At 64.8% G+C, this 23,173-nt stretch carries 23 protein-coding genes and 1 tRNA gene; 15 read left to right on the top strand and 9 right to left on the bottom strand.

What is annotated here, in order from left to right; genetic code table 11:
* Positions 1-25: 25 nt before the first annotated feature.
* Both OU998_RS08540 and OU998_RS08545 read right to left on the bottom strand, forming a co-directional pair.
* Positions 26-358: a chorismate mutase gene (locus tag OU998_RS08540; RefSeq protein WP_267516629.1), complete on the bottom strand. Its 333-nt coding sequence runs from the start codon at positions 356-358 to the stop codon at positions 26-28.
* Positions 359-397: 39 nt separating this feature from the next.
* Positions 398-1,213 (bottom strand): ferredoxin--NADP reductase, encoded by an 816-nt coding sequence (locus OU998_RS08545; RefSeq protein ID WP_267516630.1) that lies wholly within the window; start codon positions 1,211-1,213, stop codon positions 398-400.
* 109 nt (positions 1,214-1,322) lie between these two features.
* Here OU998_RS08545 and OU998_RS08550 point away from each other — a divergent pair, with 109 nt between their 5' ends.
* Complete coding sequence (locus OU998_RS08550) at positions 1,323-3,581, top strand: S9 family peptidase (RefSeq protein WP_267516631.1); 2,259 nt, start codon at positions 1,323-1,325, stop codon at positions 3,579-3,581.
* A gap of 106 nt (positions 3,582-3,687) precedes the next feature.
* Here the strand turns inward: OU998_RS08550 and OU998_RS08555 are convergent, their stop codons facing one another.
* The 3 genes from OU998_RS08555 to OU998_RS08565 form a co-directional block, all read right to left on the bottom strand.
* The gene (locus OU998_RS08555) at positions 3,688-3,987 is read right to left on the bottom strand and encodes a HigA family addiction module antitoxin (protein ID WP_267516633.1); all 300 of its coding nucleotides are present in this window, start codon (positions 3,985-3,987) and stop codon (positions 3,688-3,690) included.
* Positions 3,988-4,142: 155 nt separating this feature from the next.
* Positions 4,143-4,436, bottom strand: a complete 294-nt coding sequence (locus tag OU998_RS08560; protein ID WP_267516636.1) for a type II toxin-antitoxin system RelE/ParE family toxin — start codon at positions 4,434-4,436, stop codon at positions 4,143-4,145.
* Between the two features lie 304 nt (positions 4,437-4,740).
* Positions 4,741-5,169 (bottom strand): hypothetical protein, encoded by a 429-nt coding sequence (locus tag OU998_RS08565; protein WP_267516637.1) that lies wholly within the window; start codon positions 5,167-5,169, stop codon positions 4,741-4,743.
* A gap of 116 nt (positions 5,170-5,285) precedes the next feature.
* Here OU998_RS08565 and OU998_RS08570 point away from each other — a divergent pair, with 116 nt between their 5' ends.
* The 4 genes from OU998_RS08570 to egtB all read left to right on the top strand — a co-directional run bounded on the left by OU998_RS08570 (position 5,286) and on the right by egtB (position 9,751).
* Positions 5,286-5,570 (top strand): SemiSWEET family sugar transporter, encoded by a 285-nt coding sequence (locus OU998_RS08570; protein ID WP_267516639.1) that lies wholly within the window; start codon positions 5,286-5,288, stop codon positions 5,568-5,570.
* A 273-nt stretch (positions 5,571-5,843) separates the two neighbouring features.
* Complete coding sequence (locus tag OU998_RS08575; protein ID WP_267516640.1) at positions 5,844-6,149, top strand: SCP2 sterol-binding domain-containing protein; 306 nt, start codon at positions 5,844-5,846, stop codon at positions 6,147-6,149.
* A gap of 104 nt (positions 6,150-6,253) precedes the next feature.
* Complete coding sequence (locus OU998_RS08580) at positions 6,254-7,465, top strand: acyl-CoA dehydrogenase family protein (protein WP_267516642.1); 1,212 nt, start codon at positions 6,254-6,256, stop codon at positions 7,463-7,465.
* Positions 7,466-7,579: 114 nt separating this feature from the next.
* A complete protein-coding gene (egtB, locus tag OU998_RS08585; protein WP_267516643.1) occupies positions 7,580-9,751 on the top strand; it encodes an ergothioneine biosynthesis protein EgtB in 2,172 nt (723 codons plus the stop codon).
* Between the two features lie 223 nt (positions 9,752-9,974).
* Here the strand turns inward: egtB and OU998_RS08590 are convergent, their stop codons facing one another.
* Together OU998_RS08590 and OU998_RS08595 are read right to left on the bottom strand one after the other, a co-directional pair.
* Positions 9,975-10,196 carry a general stress protein gene (locus OU998_RS08590; protein ID WP_267516645.1) on the bottom strand — a complete coding sequence of 74 codons (222 nt, stop codon included), beginning with the start codon at positions 10,194-10,196 and terminating at the stop codon, positions 9,975-9,977.
* 126 nt (positions 10,197-10,322) lie between these two features.
* Complete coding sequence (locus OU998_RS08595; RefSeq protein WP_267516646.1) at positions 10,323-10,487, bottom strand: hypothetical protein; 165 nt, start codon at positions 10,485-10,487, stop codon at positions 10,323-10,325.
* Between the two features lie 121 nt (positions 10,488-10,608).
* Here OU998_RS08595 and OU998_RS08600 point away from each other — a divergent pair, with 121 nt between their 5' ends.
* Positions 10,609-10,866: a hypothetical protein gene (locus tag OU998_RS08600; RefSeq protein WP_267516647.1), complete on the top strand. Its 258-nt coding sequence runs from the start codon at positions 10,609-10,611 to the stop codon at positions 10,864-10,866.
* A 139-nt stretch (positions 10,867-11,005) separates the two neighbouring features.
* On the opposite strand, the gene OU998_RS08605 is transcribed toward OU998_RS08600, so the two are convergent.
* The gene (locus OU998_RS08605) at positions 11,006-11,707 is read right to left on the bottom strand and encodes an MBL fold metallo-hydrolase (protein ID WP_287926258.1); all 702 of its coding nucleotides are present in this window, start codon (positions 11,705-11,707) and stop codon (positions 11,006-11,008) included.
* Positions 11,708-11,899: 192 nt separating this feature from the next.
* On the opposite strand from OU998_RS08605, the gene tig reads away from it, so the two are divergent.
* The 5 genes from tig (at position 11,900) to OU998_RS08630 (ending at position 16,990) form a co-directional block, all read left to right on the top strand.
* Positions 11,900-13,243 carry a trigger factor gene (gene tig / locus OU998_RS08610; protein WP_267516648.1) on the top strand — a complete coding sequence of 448 codons (1,344 nt, stop codon included), beginning with the start codon at positions 11,900-11,902 and terminating at the stop codon, positions 13,241-13,243.
* Positions 13,244-13,424: 181 nt separating this feature from the next.
* Complete coding sequence (locus OU998_RS08615; protein ID WP_267516650.1) at positions 13,425-14,342, top strand: hypothetical protein; 918 nt, start codon at positions 13,425-13,427, stop codon at positions 14,340-14,342.
* Positions 14,343-14,610: 268 nt separating this feature from the next.
* Complete coding sequence (locus OU998_RS08620; protein WP_267516651.1) at positions 14,611-15,537, top strand: hypothetical protein; 927 nt, start codon at positions 14,611-14,613, stop codon at positions 15,535-15,537.
* Between the two features lie 409 nt (positions 15,538-15,946).
* Positions 15,947-16,594 (top strand): ATP-dependent Clp protease proteolytic subunit, encoded by a 648-nt coding sequence (locus OU998_RS08625; protein ID WP_267516654.1) that lies wholly within the window; start codon positions 15,947-15,949, stop codon positions 16,592-16,594.
* A gap of 75 nt (positions 16,595-16,669) precedes the next feature.
* On the top strand, positions 16,670-16,990 hold the full coding sequence (locus OU998_RS08630) for a hypothetical protein (protein WP_267516655.1): 321 nt from the start codon (positions 16,670-16,672) through the stop codon (positions 16,988-16,990).
* A 36-nt stretch (positions 16,991-17,026) separates the two neighbouring features.
* On the opposite strand, the gene OU998_RS08635 is transcribed toward OU998_RS08630, so the two are convergent.
* Positions 17,027-17,686 (bottom strand): HAD-IB family hydrolase, encoded by a 660-nt coding sequence (locus OU998_RS08635; protein ID WP_420709823.1) that lies wholly within the window; start codon positions 17,684-17,686, stop codon positions 17,027-17,029.
* A gap of 194 nt (positions 17,687-17,880) precedes the next feature.
* Between OU998_RS08635 and clpX the strand changes: the two genes are divergently transcribed.
* The 4 genes from clpX (at position 17,881) to OU998_RS08655 (ending at position 23,128) form a co-directional block, all read left to right on the top strand.
* Positions 17,881-19,149 (top strand): ATP-dependent Clp protease ATP-binding subunit ClpX, encoded by a 1,269-nt coding sequence (gene clpX / locus OU998_RS08640; RefSeq protein ID WP_066551632.1) that lies wholly within the window; start codon positions 17,881-17,883, stop codon positions 19,147-19,149.
* Positions 19,150-20,236: 1,087 nt separating this feature from the next.
* The gene (lon, locus tag OU998_RS08645) at positions 20,237-22,633 is read left to right on the top strand and encodes an endopeptidase La (protein ID WP_267516657.1); all 2,397 of its coding nucleotides are present in this window, start codon (positions 20,237-20,239) and stop codon (positions 22,631-22,633) included.
* A gap of 110 nt (positions 22,634-22,743) precedes the next feature.
* Positions 22,744-23,019 (top strand): HU family DNA-binding protein, encoded by a 276-nt coding sequence (locus OU998_RS08650; protein ID WP_267516659.1) that lies wholly within the window; start codon positions 22,744-22,746, stop codon positions 23,017-23,019.
* Between the two features lie 32 nt (positions 23,020-23,051).
* Positions 23,052-23,128 (top strand) — tRNA-Val (locus OU998_RS08655).
* Positions 23,129-23,173 lie beyond the last annotated feature (45 nt).

A 23,173-nucleotide genomic window follows, 5' to 3' on the forward strand; every position in this document is an offset into this window, starting at 1 on the left:
GCCAACAGGATAACACCGTTAGGCGTTAGCTTCGAGTCCGGTCGTAGGCGGCGAACTCATGCGCGATGCACCGGTCGATCAGCAGGCGCCAGACCGGCTCGGCGATGTCGGGCGACAGGTGATGGGCCTCGGCGGCGGTCAGGACCTTGGCCACCACGTCGTCGATGCGGGCCTGGTCGAAGACGGCGTCGCGGTCGGGCTTGATGCGGGCGGCCGCCTCCATATAGCGCTGACGTTCGGCCAGCAGGGCGACCAGGGCGCGGTCCAGGGCGTCGACGCCCTGACGGACCTCGGCCATCGACTGGCATTCGGCGGGATCGACGCGGGCGTCAACAGCGACAAGGGCAGGGTGGTGCATGGCCCCGGCTTTCGCCGGGATGAGCGGATTATTCAAGTCTCAACCGACGAAGGCGCGTTCCAGCACATAGTCGGCGGGTTCGGCGTTGGAGCCTTCCTTCAGCCCATAGGTCTCCAGCAGTTCGCCGGCTTCCTTGATCATAGCCATCGATCCGCACAGCATGACCCGGTCCTTGGCTGGATCGAAACCGTCGGGAAGGCCCAGGTCGCGGAAGAAGTCGCCGGACTTGATCCGGTCGGTGATCCGGCCCGGATTTTCAAAGGCTTCGCGCGTAACCGTCGGATAATAGGTCAGCTGGGCCTGGGCTTCTTCGCCGATCAGCGGATCGTCATGGATCTCGCGGGTGAAGAAGTCGCGATAGGCCAGGTCGGCGACGCTGCGCACCGTGTGGATCACATAGACATGGCCGAAGCGGGAATAGGTTTCAGGATCGCGCGCGACGCTGAGCCAGGGCGCCAGACCCGTGCCGGTGCCGATCAGGAACAGCCGCTCGCCGCCGGTCAGGGCGTCCAGCACCAGGGTGCCGGTCGGCTTCTTGCCCATCAGCACCGTGTCCCCGGCCACGATCTTTTGCAGCCGCGAGGTCAGGGGCCCGTCGGCGACCTTGATGGAGAAGAACTCCAGTTCCTCGGCCCAGCAGGGGCTGGCGATGGAATAGGCGCGCAACACGGGCTTGCCGCCGTCTTCTCCCGGCAGGCCGATCATCACGAACTCGCCCGAGCGGAAGCGGAAATCCTCGGGCCGTTTCACGGCGAAACTGAACAGGCTGTCGGTCCAGTGGCGGACCCACAGAACCTCCAGTTCGTTGAACGGGCTGGCCTTAACCGGGGCGGGGGAGAGGGCGGCGTCTGTCATGGTGCGGCCTCTGTAATCTGAGACCCGCTCGCAGGGAAGGAAAAGCCAGAGGCGCAACGGCGACTTTTCCTCGTGACGGCTTGCAGAAGGGCCGCTAGCGTCGCCGACCATGCGCACAGTTCTTCTTGCTTCGACCATCCTCCTGTCGGCCGGTTCGGCGTTCGCCCAAACCACCCCTCAGCAGACGCCCTCCAACATCCTGACGCCCGAGCGGGTCTTCTCCAGCCCCAGCCTGAACGGCCCGGTGGCCAAGGGGGTCAGCCTGTCGCCGGACGGCCAACTGGTCGCCTTCCTGCGTTCGCGCGAAGACAATGTGGATGTCCAGGACCTGTGGGCCGCCCCGACCGGCGAGGGCGAGGCCTACAAGCTGATCGACGCCCGCGCCCTGGTCCCCGACGCCGGCGAACTGTCCGAGGCCGAGAAGGCGCGGCGCGAGCGGATGCGCATCAGCGCCCGCGGCGTCGTCGACTATTCCTGGGACCAGCAGGGCCGCTACATCCTGGCGCCGCTGGAGGGCGACATCTTCCTGGCCAGCCGCGCCGACGGCAAGGTGCGCCGCCTGACCGAGACCGCCGCCGACGAGATCGACGCCAAGGTCTCGCCCAAGGGCAGCTATGTCTCCTGGGTCCGCGACCAGAACCTGGTGATCTATGACCTGGCGACGGGCAAGGAGACGCCGATTACTGACGACGGCGCCGGCCTGATCACCTGGGCCACGGCCGAGTTCATCGCCCAGGAAGAGATGGATCGCGACACCGGCTATTGGTGGAGCCCCGACGAACGCTACATCGCCCTGACCCGTGTGGACGAAAGCCCGGTGGACATCGTCCCCCGCTTCGAGATCACCGGCGCCGGCGCCACCATGGTCGAGCAGCGCTATCCCCGCGCTGGCCGCCCCAACGCCCTGGTCGAACTCTATGTCCGGAATCAGCAGACCGGCGCTCGGGTCAAGGTGGACCTGGGATCCAACACCGACATCTATCTGGCGCGGGTTGATTGGGCCGACGACGGCAAGACCCTGTATGTCCAGCGTCACTCGCGCGACCAAAAGACGCTGGACCTGCTCAGCGTCGATCCGGCCACCGGCGCCTCGCGCGTGATCCTCAGCCAGAAGGCCCAGGCCTGGGTCGATCTGAACAACGACTTCCACGTCCTGCCGGACGGCCGCTTCATCTGGTCGAACGAGGACAGCGGCTGGCGGCACCTGTATCTATACGACCGCAACGGCCGTCAGCTGCGGGCCATCACGCGCGGCGCCTATCCGGTCAAACATCTGGACGGCGTCAACGAAAAGACCGGCGAGGTCTATTTCACCGCCTCGATGCGCGACGGCAAGGAACTGCCGATCGAGCAGCAGATGTTCCGCGTCAGCCTGAACCGGACCGTCGATCCGGTGGCGGTGACGCCGGCCGGCGGCTGGTGGAACGTCTCGGTCAACGGGCCGGCGACGGCCTATGTCGGCAACTATTCCGATCCCAAGACCCCGCCCCAGTCGGCCCTGTACCGGATCGACGGCACGCGGATCCGCTGGATTGAAGAGAACAAGCTCGACGCCGACCACGCCTTCGCCCCCTATGTCTCGCGCCTGCAAGCGCCCCAGTTCGGCACGATGCAGAGCCACGGCGAAACCCTGGTCTGGCGCATGACCACGCCGCCCGGCTTCGATCCGTCGAAGAAATATCCGGTGGTGATGCAGGTCTATGGCGGCCCCGGCACCGGGGCCGGCGTGCAAAAGAGCTGGCAGCCCCTGACCAACCAGTTGCTGACCGAGGCCGGCTATATCGTCTTCCGCGTTGACAACCGCGGCGAGGGCGACCGGTCCCAGGCCTTCGAGACCAGCATCTATCGCCGCCTGGGCATTCCTGCGGTCGAGGATCAGGCCCTGGCCGCCCAATGGCTGAAGACCCTGCCCTATGTGGACGCCGATCATATCGCCATGATGGGCTGGAGCTTCGGCGGCTTCCTCAGCCTGCTGGCCGTGACCGAGCCCGAGGCCGGTCTGGCTTCCGCCCTGGCCGGCGCCGCGCCGACGGAATGGAGCCTGTACGACACCCATTACACCGAACGCTACATGTCCACGCCCCAGGACAATCCGGAAGGTTACGCCGCCACCGACGTCCTGCCGCGCCTGGATGATCTGACCGGTCGCCTGCTGATCCTGCACGGCATGGCCGACGACAATGTCATCTTCGGCAACGCCACCCGCGTGATCGACGCCCTCCAGGCCAAGAGCATGCCCTTCGAGATGATGCTCTATCCCGGCCAGCGGCACGGCGTCCGCGGCGAACCGAGGCAACTTCAGCAATGGCGCACCTATCTCGACTTCCTGGACCGCACGATCGGCAAGCGGGCGGAGCCGGCGGACTGATGCTGACGGCGACAACCTTCGTTGCATAAGGAACCCGCCCTGACAGGGGGCGTAGGGGGACATAAACAAAGGCCCTCCCGCTTCTCAGCTAGGAGGGCCTTTCAAATCAGGCTGGTTCGGGAACACGATCCGCCAATTTACGGTCGGGATCAGCTTTGGCCTTTTTGATCGCGTAGGTCGTCATCATCTGCGTCAGCATTTCTGCATCAACGCCGAAAGCCGACTCCAGTTGGAGCGCCAAATCGACAGTCAGCGCCGTTTTTCCATTCAGGACATTGGAAAGATTTGGACGAGCGATGCCGAGATGCTTGGCAGCTTGTCCAATTGTCCATTGGAAATGCGGCAAGATATCTTCCTTGATGAGTTCTCCGGGGTGAACAGGATCGTTCAGGGTAAAGTAGTTCATGTGTCTTTCTGGCCCGATAAAGTTAGTGCTGGATATTCAGCATGATGTAGGCGGGCTTAGGATGTTAGATCTCAGGTCGTGGTCTTCTTCTACAGGCGAGTAAGTGTCTTTTTAAAATCGCGGTCAGGAAGGGGAGGCCGAAACCTCCCCCGCCGTCAGTGGTAGTCCTCAAACGCCAGATCGTGGGCTTCGCCGCCGACGAACTGGAATGTAAGCCTGTAGTTACCGGTCACGGTCATGGCCCATTTCCCAGGATATCCAGGGGTGAGTTCATGAACCTTCCAGCCGGGCATTGATGCAATCTGCTTCGGGGTTGCCGCCGCCTCGATTGCCGCGATCTGGCGCCTGATCTTTTTCGCGTCCTGGGGTTTAAGGCCCTTCACGCTGTCGCCGTCATTTGCTCGGATCAGCTGCACTAGCCGCTTATCCGAGGGGTCTCCAATTTTCATCGCGTCTCCTTTGCTGTTTGCGATAGGAGGACATAGTAGCGTGTATCGTTGCGCATTACAATCAGAATGTAATGCGGGGCGATACAAGCCCGTCCGGGCGCTGAACCGGACGGCGGCCTGTCAGGCTGGTGCTTCGCTCTCTCGAACTTCTTTCCAGGCGCTGTGGGCATAGGCGTGCGACGGCTGCACGCTGGCGTCGAAAAACACGATGTCGCCGCTCGGCCCGATCTTGAAGGTGGAGGCCGTGATCTTCAGTTCCTGAAGGGCCGGCGTGAATAGGGGCTAGAACTGCTCACGGGCCATATCAGTTCCTCAGGTACTCGTGTTCCTGGCAGGCTGCTTGGAAAGCCTCAAACGATGGCCAAGAGCCTAATGTGCCCTTGGTGACTTGGCCCGATGGATGAAGGACCGCGCGAGAATATTCATCGATCCCATCGCCGCCGATGGACATGGCGTATCCGTCCAGACCAATGCCCCATGCCAAGACGGGCATTTGATCCCAGCCCATCGTCCCATCATCGTCTTGTTCGCACCACTCCAACTGATAGGTGCCGGGCTGCGCTGGGATGACCGATATGAGTTCGCGTGTGTAGCAGAGGCTCCAAGCCTTCGCCGTAGCTGTGAAATCGTCGCCGGCCTTGTTCGTGAAGTGGACCATATCGCCCTGAGCCCAATGGCGAACGATCTCGTCGAACCTAACCGCACCACGTCCTTCGGTCGTAACAAACCCCACGCAAGTCTCCTATGATGGTGGCCGTCGGTTCGCTGGCTGTTGTTGCCTGGTCGCCCGCCGACAGTTGCCGGGACCATAGTCGCCGCCGCTGTCGATTCGGTCGAGAACTTCTTCGTATGGCTCTCCCCGACTTGATCGCCAATATCGTCGGCGCGGCGGCGGCGGTCTGCTCAGTGACCAGTTTCGCACCCCAGGCGATCAAGATCTGGAAGGCGCGCGACGCCTTGTCGGTCAGTCTGAGGACCTATTGCCTGACCGTGACCCGTTTCGCCCTGTGGGTGGTCTATGGCGTCATGACCCAGGCCTGGCCAGTGACCGTGGCCAACGCCTGCGCCCTGGTCATGGCCTCGGGCGTGCTGGTGATGAAGTGGTGCTTCCGCGACGGCGATCCCGACGCCTGAGCGCCAAATCCTGAGGTTTGATCCGGATCAAGGCGAGGCCCGAGCAGCGGCGCGAGGGTGGGGCAGAGGAGATTTTCCATGCCCCATGACGCCGTTCCCTTCGTCGCCGCCATCGTCGCGGCCTTCGTCTTCTTCATGGGCGCCCTGGCCCTGGCCAGTCTCTATTCGCGCTCATCTCCCGACAAGTGACGACAGCTTTACCCGACGTGATCTTGGCGCCCCGCGCGATGCGGGTTACGGCATGGGGCTCAACGTCCAAGGGAGACGCCCCCAATGCCTGATCTTGCACAAGTCACAGACCATATCCGCGGCGCCGTCGGCGACAACTCCGGCCTCGGCAAGACCGTGAAGCTTGACCTCGGCGACGAGGGCAAGATCTTCATCGACGGCGCCTCGGTGCCGAACACCGTCACCAACGAAGACAAGCCCGCCGACGCCACCGTCTCGATGAAGTGGGACGACTTCATGGCTCTGTCGGAAGGCAAGCTGGATCCGATGATGGCCTTCATGCAGGGCAAGCTGAAGATCGCCGGCGACATGATGATCGCTCAGAAGCTGGCCCCGCTGCTGAAGCGTTGATGCCAGACTGAGCAACAGTGGATTGCGGCGCGGCTCCCCCCGGAGCCGCGCCGTTTTCGTATCAACGCCCGCCAGAGGCGTGAACGAGAAAAAGAGGAAACGACATGGACTTCAGACATTCCGACCGCGCCCTGGACTGGCACGCCCGCGTGCGTCGTTTCCTCGACGACCAGGTGATCCCACGCGAGGCCGAGTATTTCGCCCAGGTGCGCGAGAACCCGAACCGCCAGCCCCCGGTCATGGAGGCCATGAAGGCCGCCGCGCGCGAGGCGGGCCTGTGGAACATGTTCCTGCCGGGCGAGCATGGCGCCGGCCTGACCAACCTCGACTACGCCCCCCTGGCCGAGATGATGGGCGCCCATCTGTGGTCGTCCGAGGTGTTCAACTGCAACGCCCCCGACACCGGCAATATGGAAGTCCTGCACATGTACGGCGACGCGGCCCAGCAGGACCGCTGGCTGAAGCCCCTGATGGCCGGCCAGATCCGCTCGGCCTTCCTGATGACCGAGCCCGAGGTCGCCTCGTCCGACGCCACCAATATCCAGACCCGGATCGAGCGCGACGGCGACCACTATGTCATCAACGGCCGCAAATGGTGGTCGACCAATATGGCCCACCCGAACGTCGCCATGACCATCGTCATGGGCAAGACCGACCCCGACGCCGCCACCCACGCCCAGCAGTCGCAGGTCATCGTGCCGGTGGACACGCCCGGTTTCCGCGTGGAGCGGATGCTGACGGTCTTCGGCTATGACGAACGCCCCATCGGCCACGCCGAGGTGGTGCTGGAAAACGTCCGCGTCCCGGTCGAAAACCTGATCGCCGGCGAGGGCCGGGGGTTCGAGATCGCCCAGGGGCGGCTCGGCCCCGGCCGGATCCACCACTGTATGCGCGTGATCGGCGCGGCCGAACGGGCGCTGGAGCTGATGGTCGTGCGCCTGCTGAACCGCACCGCCTTCCGGAAACAGCTGGCCGAACATTCAGTGTGGGAGCAGCGGGTCGCCGACGCCCGCACCAATATCGAGATGTGCCGCCTGCTGGTGCTGAAGGCCGCCTGGATGATGGACGAGGCGGGGGCCAAGAACGCCCGCTCCGAGATCGCCCAGATCAAGGTCGCGGCGCCGCGCATGGCGCTTCAGGTCATCGACGACGCCATCCAGGCCTTTGGCGGCGCCGGCGTCTCGGGCGACACCCCCCTGGCCGAACTCTACGCCACGGTGCGCACCCTGCGGATCGCCGACGGCCCGGACGAGGTCCACAATCGCACCATCGCCCGGCTGGAATACGCCAAACACGGCGGCAAAGCCTCTACTTGAAAATCAACGTTACGCCATACACCTCCAGGGGAACCCCAAGCGGCGCCTGACGTTTTCCGGACTGGACGACGCGAGGCCCGCCGGGGCGCCGCAAGCGGGGACGGAACGGCTGACATGAATGCGCGCTTCGAGCCCGATACACGGGCGACCTCCGACGTGGCCCGTTTCAGGGAGATCCGGGCCGCCATGCCCGCCCTGGCCCAGGGCCTGTCGGCAGAGGATCTGTCGGCCCAGTCCATGCCGGATTGCAGTCCCGGCAAATGGCACCTGGCCCACACCAGCTGGTTCTTCGAGGCCCTGATCCTGGCGTCTGACCCGGACTACGCGCCGGTCGATCCGCGCTTCCAGCAGCTGTTCAACTCCTACTACGAGGCCCTGGGCGAGCGGGTGCCCCGCGCCCGGCGCGGCCTGATCACCCGGCCCTCGCTGGACGAGGTTCTGGCCTATCGCCGCGAGATCGATCGTCGCATGGCCGCCTGGCTGGCCTCGGGTCCGTCCAGCGGTCAGCAACTCTATCTGTTCGAACTGGGTCTGCACCACGACCAGCAGCATCAGGAGCTGTTCCTGATGGACCTGCTGAACCTGATGGCCTGCTCGCCGCTGGACCCCGCCGCCTATGCGGTCGAGCCGCGACAGGCGCCGCGTGAGGCCCCGCGCGGCGGCGCCGTCGCCTTCGACGGCGGCCTGATCTCGATCGGTCATGACGGCGCCGGCTTCGCCTTCGACAATGAGGGTCCGTCGCACCGGGTCTGGCTGGAGCCCTTCGCCCTGGCCGCCGACCTCGTCACCAACGGCGACTGGCTGGGCTTCATCGCCGACGGCGGCTACGCCCGGCCCGAGCTGTGGCTGTCCGACGGCTGGGCCACGGTCAAGGCCGAGGCCTGGACCGCGCCCCTCTATTGGCGCCGCGACGGCGACGACTGGAGCATCATGAGCCTGACGGGCCGCGCCCCGGTCGACCCGACCGCCCCCGTGCGCCACATCAGCGTCTATGAGGCCGACGCCTACGCCCGCTGGGCCGGCAAACGCCTGCCGTCCGAGGCGGAATGGGAGCACGCCGCGACCACGGCCCCCGACGCCTTCTCCAACCTGTCGGGCGAGGTCTGGCAGTGGACGTCCAGCGCCTACGCCCCATACCCCGGCTTCCAGCCGACGCCCGGCACGGCGGCCGAGTACAATGGCAAGTTCATGGCCAATCAGATGGTCCTGCGCGGCGGCGCCTTCGCCACGCCCCCCGGCCACGCCCGCGTCACCTATCGCAACTTCTTCTACCCCCAACAGAGGTGGGCCTTCATGGGGCTGAGACTGGCCGAAGACGCCCCGCACGAGCGCACCGCCTCGACCCAGGACGCCCACGAAGACGCCCAGACCGCCGCCTTCCGGCGCGACCTGGTCCAGGGCCTGTCGCGCGACCAAAAGGCCGTGCCGCCCAAATGGTTCTACGACGCCGAGGGCTCTCGCCTGTTCGAACAGATCACCGCCCTGCCGGAATATTATCCGACCCGGCAGGAGACGGCCCTGTTGCGCGACCGCGCCGCCGCCCTGACCGCCGACTTCGGCCCCGACGCCGTCCTGGTCGAGTTCGGATCGGGCGCCAGCGAGAAGACCCGTCTCCTGCTGGACGCCGCGCCCGACCTCGGCGCCTATGTGCCGCTGGACATCAGCGAGTCGGCCCTGCTGGACGCCGCGACCCGTATCCGCGCCGACTATCCCGGCCTGAGGGTCCAGCCGGTCCTGGGCGACTTCGAACATCTGTCGCCCCTGCCGGACGATTTGCCGCACGGCCGGCGCATCGGCTTCTTCCCCGGCTCGACCATCGGCAATCTGGAGCCGAACGAGGCGGTGCGGTTCCTCGCCTCGGCCCGGCGGATGCTGGGGGAGGGGGCTCTGTTCATCCTGGGCGTCGATCTGGTCAAGGATCCCGCGACCCTGGTCGCCGCCTATGACGACAGCCAGGGCGTCACCGCCGCCTTCAACCTGAACCTCCTGGCCCGCGCCAACGCCGAACTGGCCGCCGACTTCGACCTCGACGCCTTCGCCCACCGCGCCGTCTGGAACCCGGATCAGTCGCGCATGGAGATGCACCTCCAGGCCGCGCGTCAAACCGCCGCGCATGTCGGTGAGGCCCGCTTCAACTTCATGGCCGGCGAGACGATCCACACCGAAAGCTCGCGCAAGTTCACGCGGGATTCGGTCGCCGCATTGGCCAAGGAGTCCGGCTGGTCCATGGCCGGTTTCGAGGTTTCGCCCGAACCCCGCGTGGCCCTGGCCCTGCTGCGGGGGTGAGGGGTCACTTCCCTTCTGTCTATACAACTAAGATCGTCATCCTCGGCCTTGTGCCGAGGATCCATAATCCCGGTGTCGGGCGTCGTGCCCCCTTGCAAGACCGAGCGTATGGATCCTCGGCACAAGGCCGAGGATGACGGGCTATGGGGTTGGAGTGTGCGGCAAACGAAAAAGGGCGGCGCATCATCGACGCGCCGCCCCGCAGACTTTCACTGAAACCGTATCACTCGACGTCGTCCGAAGCCGCGTCCTTCTTTGGGCCGTGCGAGGCCTCGCCGCCCTTGCGTCCGGCCTGGGCCGCCAGGCTGCGGTCTTGGGAGAAGCTTCTCTTCTCGCTGGGGACGCTGGCGCCCCCCTTGCGCGCGATTTCGCGCTGACGTTCGGGATCCATCGAGGCGAAGCCTCGCTTGGAAACGCCGGAGGGTCGCGGGGTTTGGCCGTCCATCGGTGTTCCTTTCAGTGCTGCCGTTGCGCTTGCCGAAATGAACCCAGTGATCCGGTGACGGTTCCGTGTGGAACCTCGTTTTGCTGTCTTCGCCCTGAACGTCTTTGTGGTTTGACTTCAAACGGCTCAATAGGGGCGGGAATCGCCTTCGCCGCCGCCGGGTTCCATCGGCGGCATTTCGTCCGGCGTGTCGGCCGGATCGATCTCGGGCTGGGGCTGGATCGCGGGCTGGGGCTCGGGCTGGATCTCGGGTTGCGGCGTGCCGGGGGGCGTGGGTTCGACATAGGTCATGGTCGTTCTCCTGTGGCGGAAGAACGCGGCGCCGCCCGCAATGTTCACCGATCCTGCTTGAACAGATCAGGGAACTGGATCGGGGCGCGCCGGTTCAGTCTCCGAACCCCCGGAGATCATCATGACCCAGACCCCCATCGCCCCGTCTTCGCCCGACGACATCGTGCTGGAAGACGCCATCCTGGCCGACGGCGAACGCCGCAGCTTTGAAGACACGACGTCCCTGCGTCAGGCCCTGCGCGACGACGCCGACCTGATTCGCAGCAAGGTGATCGGCCGGGTCGAGACGGCCCGCGACGGCATCCGCGACGAACCGATGAGGACCACCCTCTACGCCCTGGGTCTCGGCGTCATCATCGGCATGCTGCTGCGTCGATAGACACCTGGCCAACCAAACCTCGTCATCCTAGGCCTTGTGCCTAGGATCCATACGCTCGGTCTTAGGGCGGGGCGCTGCTGCCAACACCGGGATTATGGATCCTAGGCACAAGGCCTAGGATGACGGACATTGGGGCGGTTCACGCCGGCCCCACCGGCTCCCGCTGGATCGGCGCCCTTTGCAGCGCCGCGTCCGACACGAACGGATTGGTCCGCCGCTCCTCGCCGAAGGTCGAGATCGGCCCGTGCCCCGGCACGAAGGTCACGTCGTCGCCCAGCGGCCACAGCTTTTCGACCACGGCGCGGATCAGGGCGGGCGGATCGCTCATCGGAAAATCGGTGCGGCCGACCGATCCCTTGAACAGCACGTCCCCGACCTGGGCGAATCGCGCCGCCCGATTGAAGAAGATCACATGGCCCGGCGTGTGACCGGGGCAGTGGCGCACCTCCCAGGTGGTCTCGCCCAGGCTGACCGTATCGCCGTCCTCCAGCCAGCGGTCGGGGGTGAAGGGCCGCGCGTCTGGCAGGCCGTACATTCGGCCGCTCTCGACGATCCGGTCGATCCAGAACTGATCGGCCTTCTGCGGCCCGGTGATCTGGACCCCGGTCTTCTCCTGCATCTCGGCCGCGCCGCCGGCGTGGTCCAGGTGGCCGTGGGTGATCCAGATCTGGTCCAGGGTCAGGCCGCGTCGGGCCACCTCGCCCAGAACCGCATCCACCGACCCGCCAGGATCAATCACGGCGGCCTTGTTCGTCGCAGTGCACCAGACGGTGGTGCAGTTCTGCTGAAGCGGGGTGACGGGCGTGACGAAGACGCCGATGGGGGAGGCGGGCTGGCTCATTCAGCTAACATAACCCCCGATGCGGCGCGAAACCACCGTCCGAGGCCACGCTCACGTTGACCTTTGGAGCCCTTCTCGACATAAGGGCGGGCTTCGAGGCGCCGCTCCTAACGGGGCGGCCTTCTTGCTTTATCCATTCCGCGCCGACCGTTTCGACGGTCCATGCGCCCCAGAGCGTCAGAAATCCCGACCATGCAAGTCGTCGAAAAGTCGAACGAAGGCCTCAGCCGCGTGTTCGCGGTCACCATTCCCGTCGCGGAGCTGAACCAGAAGCTCGAAGCCCGCGTCAAGGAAGTCGCCCCCCAGGTGAAGCTGAAGGGCTTCCGTCCTGGCAAGGTGCCGGTCGCCCACGTCAAGAAGACCTTCGGCCGCGAGTTCATGGGCGAGATCATCAACGCCGAACTGAACGAGACCAGCCAGAAGGCCCTCGACGAGGCCAAGATCCGTCCGGCCGCCCCGGCCGAGATGAAGCTGACCTCCGACATGGACAAGGTCATGGCCGGTCAGGAAGACCTGGCCTATGAAATGGCCCTGGAAATCATGCCGGACTTCACCCCGGTCGATCCCAAGACCCTGAAGCTGGACCGCCCGACCTATGAAGCCTCGGACGCCGATCTGGACGAGGCTCTGACCGAGCTGGCCGGCCAGGCCAAGTCCTACGAGGACAAGAAGGGCAAGACCGTCAAGGCCGCCGAGGGCGACCAACTGACCATCGACTTCCTGGGCAAGCTGGACGGCGAACCCTTCGACGGCGGCGCCGCCGAGGACGCGGACCTGGTCATCGGCTCGGGCCGTTTCATCCCCGGCTTCGAAGAACAACTGACCGGCGCCAAGGTCGGTGAAGAGAAGACCATCGAGGTCACCTTCCCCGAGAACTACCAAGCCGCCCACCTGGCCGGCAAACTGGCCACCTTCGACGTCAAGGTGAAGGCCATCAAGGCCGAGGTCGAAGCCAAGGTGGACGACGAGTTCGCCAAGCGCATCGGCTTGGAGTCGCTGGACAAGCTGAAGGAACTGCTGAGCCAGAACCTGAACCAGCAATACGCCGGCGCCGCCCGCTTCAAGCTGAAGCGCGCCCTGCTGGACCAGCTGGACACGGCCCATGACTTCCTGCTGCCGCCGAAGATGGTCGAGGCCGAGTTCGACGGCATCTGGCAACAGGTCGAGGCCGACAAGGCCGCCGGCCGCCTGCCGGAAGAGGACGCCGCCAAGTCCGACGAAGACCTGAAGACCGAATACCGCAAGATCGCCGAGCGTCGCGTGCGCCTGGGTCTGGTCCTGGCCGAGATCGGCCGCGCCAACAACGTCCAGGTCACCGACCAGGAGCTGAACGCCGCCCTGCTCCAGGAAGCCCGCAACTATCCGGGCCAGGAACAGGCCGTCCTGAACTTCTACCGCCAGAACCCCAACGCCGCCGCCCAGATGCGCGCGCCGATCTACGAGGAAAAGGTCGTCGACCTGATCGTCGGCCTGGCCGAAGTCACCGACACCCCGATCAGCAAGGAAGAGCTGCTGAAGGAAGACGAAGAGGGCTGATCGCCCTCCGTCCTCTCAGGACGAAGACGGACGGTTTCAAGGGGTTCGCGCTTGCGCGAGCCCCTTTCTTCGTTGGAATGGACGACGACGCGTCGTCATTGCCGACCCTCGTCTCCGATCCTTCCGTTGTGTTCCGTCCGATTTGAGGTAGCGTCGCCTCGGAAAAAGCGGAGGGATGCGGATGTCGTCGGCCTTGTTAGCCCTGTCTCTCGCACTTGCGATTCAGGAACCGTCCGCCGTTCTCGATGATGTGGTGGTGACGGCGGCTCCCCTGACGCCGGAGGTCGCTCGATCCTATGTCGATCACGTCGCCAATCCTCCCCTTCGCGCCTTGAGTCTGGCCACTTGGCGGACGCCCGTGTGTCTTCTGGTCGAAAACCTGGCCCCTGAGGCGAAGTCGATCGTCTCAGCGCGGATCGTCGCCCGGGCGCAGACCCTCGGAATCGAGGTCCGCGAGGGATGCCGCCCGAATCTGGTCGTGATTTTCACGTCGGACGGTGCTGCAACCGCGTCCGATCTCGTCTCTGCCATGCCGTCCCTCTTTCGGTTGAAAGCCGGCGAGCCGCAGGGCGACCGCGGTGAGCTAAGACAGTTCGAAACCACCACCGCGCCCGTCCGCTGGTGGACCATGTCCGGCGACTTCAGCACGCAGCGCGGCGCCTTTTTGACTCCGACGCAAGGCGACGGCGGTCAATTCGGTTTGGACAGCGCGCGCAGCGGCAGCGCGCCTATGGTGGCGGCTGATCCGGGAGAGATCTACCTGAACCAGAATCAGGTCCGGGCGATCATCCGGTCCACTGTCGTCGTCGATGCGCGTCAGACCGACGGCGTTTCGACTGAAGCTCTCGCCGATTACATTTCCCTGGTCGCCTTGGCGGAAGTGGACCCCGACGCAGACACGCAGAAATTTCCGACCATCCTCAATCTTTGGCGCGGACAGGCTGACCTGCCGGCTATGACGACTTGGGACTGGGCCTATCTGAAAGGGCTTTATAAGGCGGAGCTTCGGATCTCGGGCAGCATCTCCCCCGTCCGCTCGCGGTTTCAGCTCAACGAGATCGCCCGGTCCATGGCGCGCGTAGACCCGCCGTCGCCCTAGACCAGCATCCTGACCGAGATCGGTTGCGCCAATCCCGCCCAGACGCGGGCGCCGATCTACGAGGAAAAAGGTCGTCGGCCTGATCGTCGGCCTGGCCGAAGTCACCGACATGTCGATCAGCAAGGAAGAGCGGCTGAAGGAAGACGAAGAGGGGAGGCCAGTCCGACCAGTCTTACGGAAGCGTAACTGTTCTATGCTGCTGGTCTGTCTTAGGTTGTGGGCCCCGCATCCACGCGGCCCGTTTTCTTGGCACATGCGCGAGTGAGTTATGGTCAGTTCTTCCGTTATGGCGCTGGCGCTGTTGCTGGGCGGGCAAGCTTCGCCTCCTCAAACCACCCAGCTTCAGCCTGACCCTCAGCCGACTGAGGCTCAGGCCGACCTCGGCGAAGTAACGGTGCTGGGGCGGAGCCTGGACTCGCGTGTGGAGTCCTTCATCGAAGAAGTGGCGGCTCCCCCGAAAGGGGTCGGTCTGGCGCGCTGGCATAGGGATGTCTGCATAGGCGTGGCCAATCTCGCCCAGCCCTATGCTCAGTTCGTCGTGGACCGCGTATCCGAGGTCGCGCTTGACCTTGGGCTCAACACGGGCGAGCCCGGTTGCAAGGCGAACGTCATGATAATTTTCGCCAATGACGCGTCGGATGTCGCCCGTCGGATCGTTTCGGAAGATCCAGATGGATTTCGCCCAGCGCTTCAGCATACGGACCTCGGACGGGATGCGCTTGATCGCTTTCAGAACAGCGACGCTCCCGTGCGTTGGTGGCATGTGAGTCTTCCCGTGAGCGCTGACACGGGGGATCTGGCCATCGCACTCAGCAGTGATGATGAGCCGCCGTCCCTTACTGTGAGGGGAAGCAGCCGGCTTCGGAGTGGTATTCGCAACGACTTGGCTCGCGTGATCATCATTGTGGACATGACGCAGCTGGGCGAGACCAGATTTTCTGCCTTGGCGGACTATTTGGCGCTCTTGTCGATGGCGCAGATCAATCCGGATGCAGAGGTTTCGAGCGAAGCCAGTATCCTCTCCCTCTTTAATTCCGGGACGCTTCAGGACGCCATGACGGACTGGGATATGAACTATCTTCGTTCGCTCTATGAGGCGCCAGGCGATCGTCCAAATCCCGCGTATCAGGCACGCGAGATAGGCCGCGTCATGGTGCGCAGCAAACAGGCTGCATCGGACGCAGGAGGCGATTGAGTCTCCACATCTATTAACGGCGTCCGCAATGACCTTGGTCGTGTCGTCGTCATTGTGGATGTCGCTCGCTTAGGGCCTTCCGGTCGAGCCAGAATATTTCTGGCCGCGTCGGCTTAGGTCGAGCCCGCACGAACAAGGCGAGCGATTAGCGATCCTCTACTCTTTCCGAGGGGGGCAAGTGGACGCCGTAACCGGTTGAATATCAGATATTTTCGGCCACTCGGTTTTGCCCTCTTTGATCGCCCCGTTCTAAAGCTCAGAGGTGTAAAAACTTGCGGCATGATTTGTGAAATTCTGACCGCAGAACGGCTTCCCAGACCCCGCCTTGCGCCAACCCTCAGGGGACGCGATATGCTAGTCACGAAGGTCGCGATCTGAATCGCGTCCACGGCATCCCTAGAAGGCCCATATGCGCGATCCGATCGAACTGATGAACATGAACCTCGTCCCCATGGTGGTCGAGCAGTCCAGCCGGGGCGAGCGCTCCTTCGACATCTTCTCGCGTCTGTTGCGCGAGCGGATCATCTTCCTGACGGGGCCGTTCGAGGACGGCATGGCCTCGCTGATCTGCGCCCAGCTGCTGTTCCTGGAGTCGGAGAATCCCAAGAAGGAGATCTCCATGTATATCAACAGCCCCGGCGGACAGGTGTCCTCGGCGCTCGCGATCTACGACACCATGCAATATATCAAGAGCCCGGTTTCGACCGTGGTCATGGGCATGGCGGCCTCGGCCGGCTCGCTGATCCTGACGGCCGGCGCTGCGGGCCAGCGCATCGCCCTGCCGAACGCGCGCATCATGGTGCACCAGCCCTCGGGCGGTTTCCGCGGCCAGGCCTCGGACATCGAGCTGCACGCCGCCGACATCCGCTACACCAAGAAGCGTCTGAACGAGATCTACGTCCACCACACCGGCCGGACCTACGAGGAAGTCGAAAAGACCCTGGACCGCGACCACTTCATGTCGGCCGAAGACGCCAAGAGCTGGGGCATCGTCGATCACGTCTATGACCGCCGCGAACAGGCCGACGCCGACGGCGTCAAGACCCCCGGCCACTAAGGCCTTATCCAAACAAGGCGAAGGGGGCGCGTCCTGGCGGCGCGCCCTTTTCCATTTTCGACGATCGGAACCGTCATGCAGTTCACACGCGATCCCAGCGGCACGGTCGAGGTCGACGGCGAGACCTATGTGTGGGAGCTCCGCCGCCAGCCTCAGCCCAAGGGCGGCAATGTCTGGGAGGGCATGGCCGTGTCCCTGCGCCACGCCGACTTCAAACGCGAGGCCATCGTCCAGTTTCCGCCGCCCCTGCGGCCGAACGGCCGGCCCGACGTCGAGAAGCAGCGGGTCAACGTCGACGCCGTGCGCAATGCGGTGACGGCGGCCATTGAGGCGGGCTGGGATCCGACCTCGCGCGGCAAGGCCGTGGTCTTCGACGTCGACGCCGACGGCCGCTGACCCCGGCTGACGCCCAGGTTGGGCCCTGGTTGAGACTCAGGGCCGGGCCTTGAACACCCGGAACCCGGCCTCCTGCGCCATGGCCAGCATTTCGCGGTCGCCCGAGGTGTCGCCATAGGCGGCCCGCAGCGCCATGTCCTCGCCATAGGCGGTCTTCAGCCGGCGCACCTTCTCCTCGCCGCGACAATTGGGTCCGGCGAAACCGCCCGTGACCCGGTCTTGCGAATCAAACGCCAGGCCGGTGCCCAGCAGGGCGTCGGCCCCCAGTTTCCGCGCAAAGGGCGCCACGGTCGTCTCGGGCGAGGCGGTCACGATTACGCGATGGGCGCCGCGCCGGCCCCAGTCGTCCCAGACCGCCAGGGCGTCGGGCCGCATGAACCGCGGCCAGGCCTCGTCCGCGAACCGCGCCGCCTCGGCCTCCAGCCGTTCGCGGGCCTCGCCGGCCAGGAATTCCTTCACCGAGGCGGCCTTGATCCGTCCCCGGTCGCGATGCCGCCCATAGGCCGCCAGGGCAGGGGCCAGCTTGACCAGACCCAGGGCCCAGCCGCCCGGCCCGGCCTTCCAGCGCAGGAATTCGGTGAAACTGTCGCGCACCGTCAGGGTGCCGTCGAAGTCGAAGGCGACGAGGGGCGTCGTCCCCAGTCCCGACTTGGCCGAGGACTGGCGCCGATCCTGCACGCTTCCCATGTCAGACATTCGCCTTGATCCCCAACGACACTGATCCATCCACGCACTGCAACAATCCCATGCGTCCTTCGGGGTTGTCGTCGAACGTGGGATGGGTGATTGTCATTTTTTGAAGACCTTTGCGTCCAGAGTGCTGGAATCAACGTGGAGGAAGCGCGTCTCGGGCCATTTCGGTCCGCTCCGCGGGAGTGAGATAAGGGTCTATGACCAAAGCAGCCGGCACCGACGCTAAAAGCACCCTCTACTGCTCGTTCTGCGGAAAGAGCCAGCACGAGGTCCGCAAACTGATTGCGGGCCCGACCGTCTTCATCTGCGATGAATGTGTCGAACTGTGCATGGACATCATCCGTGAAGAGCACAAGATCGGGTTCAAGAAGACCACCGACGGCGTCCCCACGCCGAAGGAGATTCGCGACGTCCTTGACGATTACGTCATCGGCCAGTCGCACGCCAAGAAGGTCCTCTCGGTCGCGGTCCACAATCACTACAAGCGTCTGAACCACGCGACGAAGAACAACGACGTCGAACTGGCCAAGTCCAACATCATGCTGATCGGCCCGACCGGCTCGGGCAAGACGCTGCTGGCCCAGACCCTGGCCCGAATCATCGACGTGCCCTTCACCATGGCCGACGCCACCACCCTGACCGAAGCCGGTTATGTGGGCGAAGACGTCGAGAACATCATTCTGAAGCTGCTCCAGGCCTCCGACTACAATGTCGAACGGGCCCAGCGCGGCATCGTCTACATCGATGAAATCGACAAGATCAGCCGCAAGTCGGACAATCCCTCGATCACCCGCGACGTCTCGGGCGAGGGCGTGCAGCAGGCCCTGCTGAAGATCATGGAAGGCACGGTCGCCTCCGTGCCGCCCCAGGGCGGCCGCAAGCATCCGCAGCAGGAGTTCCTGCAGGTCGACACCGCCAACATCCTGTTCATCGTCGGCGGCGCCTTCGCCGGCCTGGAGAAGGTGATCTCGGCGCGCGGGGCAGGGGCCTCCATCGGCTTCGGCGCCCAGGTCAAGGAAATCGACGAACGTCGCACCGGCGACATCCTCAAGGGCGTCGAGCCTGACGACCTGATGCGCTTCGGCCTGATCCCCGAGTTCATCGGCCGTCTGCCCGTGCTGGCGACCCTGGAAGACCTGGACGAAACCGCCCTGGTCACCATCCTGACCGAGCCCAAGAACGCCCTGGTTAAACAGTACAAGCGCCTGTTCGAGATGGAGAATGTCGAACTGACCTTCACCGACGACGCCCTGATCGCCGTCGCCAAGAAGGCCATCACCCGCAAGACCGGCGCGCGCGGCCTGCGCTCGATCCTGGAGGGCATTCTGCTCGAAACCATGTTCGAACTGCCGACCTTCGAAGGCGTCGAAGAGGTCGTGGTCAACGCCGAAGTCATCGACGGCAAGGCCCAGCCCCTGCTGATCTATTCCGAAGCCTCGAAGAAAAAAGCCGACGGCGCCGCCTGATCTGTTCCACCTCCCCGTCGGCCTGCGCCGACGGGGAGGACAGGCGGGAGCGTCAGCGAGCGCCAGGAGGGGGCGACTCGGTGTTTGAAGCTGGTTCGGTCACCCCCACCGCCTGAGTCGCCCCCGCCTGGTCGCAAGCGCGACCGGTCCTCCCCCCGCGCCTTCGCGCGCGGAGAGGTGACGCTGTCACGCACTCACCTCCCCGTCGGCGAAGGCCGGCGGGGAGGACAGGCGGGAGCGTCAGCGAGCGCCAGGAGGGGGCGACTCGGTGTTTGAAGCTGGTCCGGTCATCCCCACCGCCAGAGTCGCCCCCTCCTGGTCGCAAGCGCGACCTGTCCTCCCCCCGCGCCTTCGCGCGCGGAGAGGTGACCCTACGCGCACAATGACGCTGGTCCCTCTTCAAGCATTTCAATGCTCTAAAAGAATCTCGCCCCGACTTCCGCGCCATAGAAGCCGGCGCCCATATGCTCCTCTCATCCCCGCCGATGGGGAGGGCGTCGGATCCAGCGCCCTGACGGCGGCGGGGCTGTGGTCGAGCGATGAAGCCGGTGGGGAGGAGACCGCCGGGGTCCTTAGGGGCGGCGATGGATGCCGTCTCCTGCTCGCCGCACGCTTAGGAAAGCGGACCGCTGTCGATTTTCAATCGGCATGTCCGCCCCGGCGAAGCCGTCGCGAGGCGGCCCGCCGATCCGGCAAGGCTCGAAGGCTAGGGCCGCCAGCCGGAGCGCGTGTGGAAAACGACCGCGTGGGACGACGACTGCGCCGAAACGGTAACTAAAACTCCAAACCCCGGGTGCAGACCCGGCGTCCCACGCCCTCCCCAAACTTCGCTGGTTTTCCGCGAAGCCGCAGCCAATTCACCCAAACCCCACGCCCCAAACCCCACACCCCAAACCCCACGCCCCGATGCTTCAGAACCACGCAGATGTGGGCGGTTCGGCCGTCACGCTTGAACCGGGGCGGTTTCAAACCACATACTCATCCGAACGCCGTCGGAATCGACGGGCCGTCATGCGCCGGTCGGGCCTCTTGCCCGGGCGACCGTGGCGGCGGGCCGGCGATCATCAATGGCCCAGGAGTACGCATCATGACTGAACCCAAGATCCTGCCCGTCCTGCCGTTGAGAGACATCGTCGTCTTCCCTCACATGGTCGTGCCGCTCTTCGTCGGCCGCGAGAAGTCGGTGAAGGCGCTCGATGAGATCATGAAGGGCGACAAGCAGATCCTTCTGGCCACCCAGAAGAACAGCGTCGACGACGATCCGTCGCCGGACGCCATCTATCCCATCGGCGTGCTGGCCAGCGTGCTGCAGCTGCTGAAACTGCCCGACGGCACCGTCAAGGTCCTGGTCGAGGGCAAGGGCCGCGCGCGCCTGACCCGCTTTACCGACCGCCAGGAGTATTTCGAGGCTGAGGCCGTCGATATCGAGGACGAGCCCGGCGACGCCTCCCAGTCCGAGGCCATGCTGCGCGCCGTGGTCGAACAGTTCGAAAACTATGTGAAGCTGAATAAGAAGGTCCCGCCCGAGGCCCTCAGCTCCATCCCCCAGATCACCGACGCCTCCAAGCTGGCCGACTCGGTCGCCGCCCATCTGTCGGTCAAGATCGCCGACAAACAGGGCCTGCTGGACACCATCGACGTGCCCAAGCGGCTGGAGAAGGTCTATGGCCTGATGGAGGGTGAAATCTCCGTCCTCCAGGTCGAGAAGAAGATCCGCTCGCGCGTGAAGCGCCAGATGGAGAAGACCCAGCGCGAATATTATCTGAACGAGCAGATGAAGGCGATCCAGCGCGAGCTGGGCGAGACCGACGACTCGCGCGACGAGGTGATGGAGCTGGAGAAGCGCATCCGCAAGACGCGCCTGTCCAAGGAGGCCCGCACCAAGGCCGAGGCCGAGGTCAAGAAACTGCGCAACATGTCGCCGATGTCGGCGGAATCGACCGTGGTCCGCAACTACCTCGACTGGCTGCTGTCCGTGCCGTGGGGCAAGGCCAAGCAGAAGCCGATCGACCTCAACAAGGCGGAGGAGATCCTCGAGGAGGACCACTTCGGCCTGGAGAAGGTCAAGGAACGGATCATCGAATATCTGGCCGTCCAGGCCCGCACCGGCAGTCTGAAGGGGCCGATCCTGTGCCTCGTCGGCCCTCCCGGCGTCGGCAAGACCTCGCTGGCCAAGTCCATCGCCAAGGCGACCGGGCGTGAATATGTCCGCATGTCCCTGGGCGGCGTGCGCGACGAAAGCGAGATCCGCGGCCACCGCCGGACCTATATCGGCTCCATGCCCGGCAAGATCATCCAGTCGATGAAAAAGGCCAAGACCACCAACGCCTTCGTCCTGCTGGACGAAATCGACAAACTGGGGTCGGACTGGCGCGGCGACCCGTCCTCGGCCCTGCTCGAGGTGCTGGATCCGGCCCAGAACTCGGCCTTCGGCGACCACTATCTGGAGGTGGACTACGACCTGTCCCAGGTGATGTTCGTGACGACGGCCAACAGCCTGAACATGCCGCAGCCCCTGATGGACCGGATGGAGATCATCCGGGTCTCGGGCTACACCGAGGACGAGAAGGTCGAGATCGCCAAGCGTCACGTTCTGCCCAAACAGCTTGAGGACCACGGTCTGAAAGCCGGCGAACTGATCGTGCCGGAAGAGACTATCCGCGACCTGATCCGCTACTACACCCGTGAGGCTGGCGTGCGGTCGCTGGAGCGCGCCCTGGGCGGTCTGGCCCGCAAGGCCGTGCGCGAGATGGCCAAGACCAAGGTCGCCTCGATCACCGTCGATGCGGACAAGCTGACCGACTATGCGGGCGTGAAGAAGTTCCGCTACGGCGAGACCGACGAGGAAGATCAGGTCGGCATCGTCACCGGCCTGGCCTGGACCGAGTTCGGCGGCGACATCCTGACCATCGAAGCCATCAAGATGCCGGGCCGCGGCCGCATGACCGTGACCGGCAATCTGAAGGAGGTGATGAAGGAGTCGATCTCCGCCGCCGCCTCTTACGTCCGGTCGCGGGCGCTCGACTTCGGCGTCAAGCCGCCGGTGTTCGAAAAGACCGACATCCACGTCCACGTGCCGGACGGCGCCACGCCCAAGGACGGTCCGTCCGCCGGCGTCGCCATGACCGTGGCCATGGTCTCGGTCCTGACGGGGATTCCCATCCGCAAGGACATCGCCATGACCGGCGAGATCACCCTGCGCGGCCGGGTCACCGCCATCGGCGGCCTGAAGGAGAAGCTGCTCGCGGCGCTTCGTTCGGGCGTCAAGACGGTCCTGATCCCGCAGGAGAACGAGAAGGACCTCGCCGACGTGCCGGACAATGTGAAGTCGGCGCTGGAAATCGTGCCGATCTCCACGGCCGACGAGGCCCTGAAATGGGCCCTGATCGGTCCCCTGACCCCGGTCGAGTGGGACGAGGCGACCGAGCCTCTGCCCGCGCCGCTCCCGCCGCTGGACGGCGCGTCTGCAACCGTCAGTCACTGACACGCGACCTAGGTCGTAGATGAAACGCCGCCGACAGTCCTGTCGGCGGCGTTTTCGCTTTTGACGCGAGCGCCAATCCGCCGTTTACTGACGGTCAAGGGGAGGATGAGATGACAAAAGCCGAACTTATCGGCCGCATGGCCGTGGCCGCGAACATCAGCCGCGATCAGGCCAAGGTCGCGCTGGACGCCTTCACCGAGGGCGTGGTGGACGCCCTGACCCATGGCCAGGACGTCAAACTGATCGGCTTCGGCAGTTTCACCCCGGTCGATCGCAAGGCCGGGGTGGCCCGCAACCCCCAGACCGGCGAGGCCATCGCCCGCGCCGCCTCCCGCACCGCCCGCTTTCGTCCCGGCGAGGGTCTGAAAAGCGCCTTGAACGGCTGACGCACGCAGGGCATAAGCCCGCTTCGGTTCAAGGGCGGCTAGCTCAGCTGGTCAGAGCATCTCGTTTACACCGAGAGGGTCGGCGGTTCGAACCCGTCGCCGCCTACCACTGTTTTGAAGTGAAATCAGCCGCGTACGTGAATCGCTGTTTGAA

It is taken from the genome of Brevundimonas sp. SL130 (assembly GCF_026625805.1).
GTDB lineage: Bacteria > Pseudomonadota > Alphaproteobacteria > Caulobacterales > Caulobacteraceae > Brevundimonas.

Bases quoted from the DNA above. Each gene is read 5' to 3' on its own strand.
- OU998_RS08540 (WP_267516629.1), bottom strand. From the start codon at position 358: ATGCACCACCCTGCCCTTGTCGCTGTTGACGCCCGCGTCGATCCCGCC.
- OU998_RS08555 (WP_267516633.1), bottom strand. From the start codon at position 3,987: ATGAACTACTTTACCCTGAACGATCCTGTTCACCCCGGAGAACTCATC.
- OU998_RS08570 (WP_267516639.1), top strand. From the start codon at position 5,286: ATGGCTCTCCCCGACTTGATCGCCAATATCGTCGGCGCGGCGGCGGCG.
- OU998_RS08575 (WP_267516640.1), top strand. From the start codon at position 5,844: ATGCCTGATCTTGCACAAGTCACAGACCATATCCGCGGCGCCGTCGGC.
- OU998_RS08620 (WP_267516651.1), top strand. From the start codon at position 14,611: ATGGTCAGTTCTTCCGTTATGGCGCTGGCGCTGTTGCTGGGCGGGCAA.
- OU998_RS08545 (WP_267516630.1), bottom strand. From the start codon at position 1,213: ATGACAGACGCCGCCCTCTCCCCCGCCCCGGTTAAGGCCAGCCCGTTC.
- OU998_RS08560 (WP_267516636.1), bottom strand. From the start codon at position 4,436: ATGAAAATTGGAGACCCCTCGGATAAGCGGCTAGTGCAGCTGATCCGA.
- OU998_RS08550 (WP_267516631.1), top strand. From the start codon at position 1,323: ATGCGCACAGTTCTTCTTGCTTCGACCATCCTCCTGTCGGCCGGTTCG.
- OU998_RS08625 (WP_267516654.1), top strand. From the start codon at position 15,947: ATGCGCGATCCGATCGAACTGATGAACATGAACCTCGTCCCCATGGTG.
- OU998_RS08590 (WP_267516645.1), bottom strand. From the start codon at position 10,196: ATGGACGGCCAAACCCCGCGACCCTCCGGCGTTTCCAAGCGAGGCTTC.
- OU998_RS08635 (WP_420709823.1), bottom strand. From the start codon at position 17,686: ATGTCTGACATGGGAAGCGTGCAGGATCGGCGCCAGTCCTCGGCCAAG.
- lon (WP_267516657.1), top strand. From the start codon at position 20,237: ATGACTGAACCCAAGATCCTGCCCGTCCTGCCGTTGAGAGACATCGTC.
- OU998_RS08605 (WP_287926258.1), bottom strand. From the start codon at position 11,707: ATGAGCCAGCCCGCCTCCCCCATCGGCGTCTTCGTCACGCCCGTCACC.
- OU998_RS08615 (WP_267516650.1), top strand. From the start codon at position 13,425: ATGTCGTCGGCCTTGTTAGCCCTGTCTCTCGCACTTGCGATTCAGGAA.
- egtB (WP_267516643.1), top strand. From the start codon at position 7,580: ATGAATGCGCGCTTCGAGCCCGATACACGGGCGACCTCCGACGTGGCC.
- clpX (WP_066551632.1), top strand. From the start codon at position 17,881: ATGACCAAAGCAGCCGGCACCGACGCTAAAAGCACCCTCTACTGCTCG.
- OU998_RS08630 (WP_267516655.1), top strand. From the start codon at position 16,670: ATGCAGTTCACACGCGATCCCAGCGGCACGGTCGAGGTCGACGGCGAG.
- OU998_RS08580 (WP_267516642.1), top strand. From the start codon at position 6,254: ATGGACTTCAGACATTCCGACCGCGCCCTGGACTGGCACGCCCGCGTG.
- tig (WP_267516648.1), top strand. From the start codon at position 11,900: ATGCAAGTCGTCGAAAAGTCGAACGAAGGCCTCAGCCGCGTGTTCGCG.
- OU998_RS08600 (WP_267516647.1), top strand. From the start codon at position 10,609: ATGACCCAGACCCCCATCGCCCCGTCTTCGCCCGACGACATCGTGCTG.
- OU998_RS08650 (WP_267516659.1), top strand. From the start codon at position 22,744: ATGACAAAAGCCGAACTTATCGGCCGCATGGCCGTGGCCGCGAACATC.
- OU998_RS08595 (WP_267516646.1), bottom strand. From the start codon at position 10,487: ATGACCTATGTCGAACCCACGCCCCCCGGCACGCCGCAACCCGAGATC.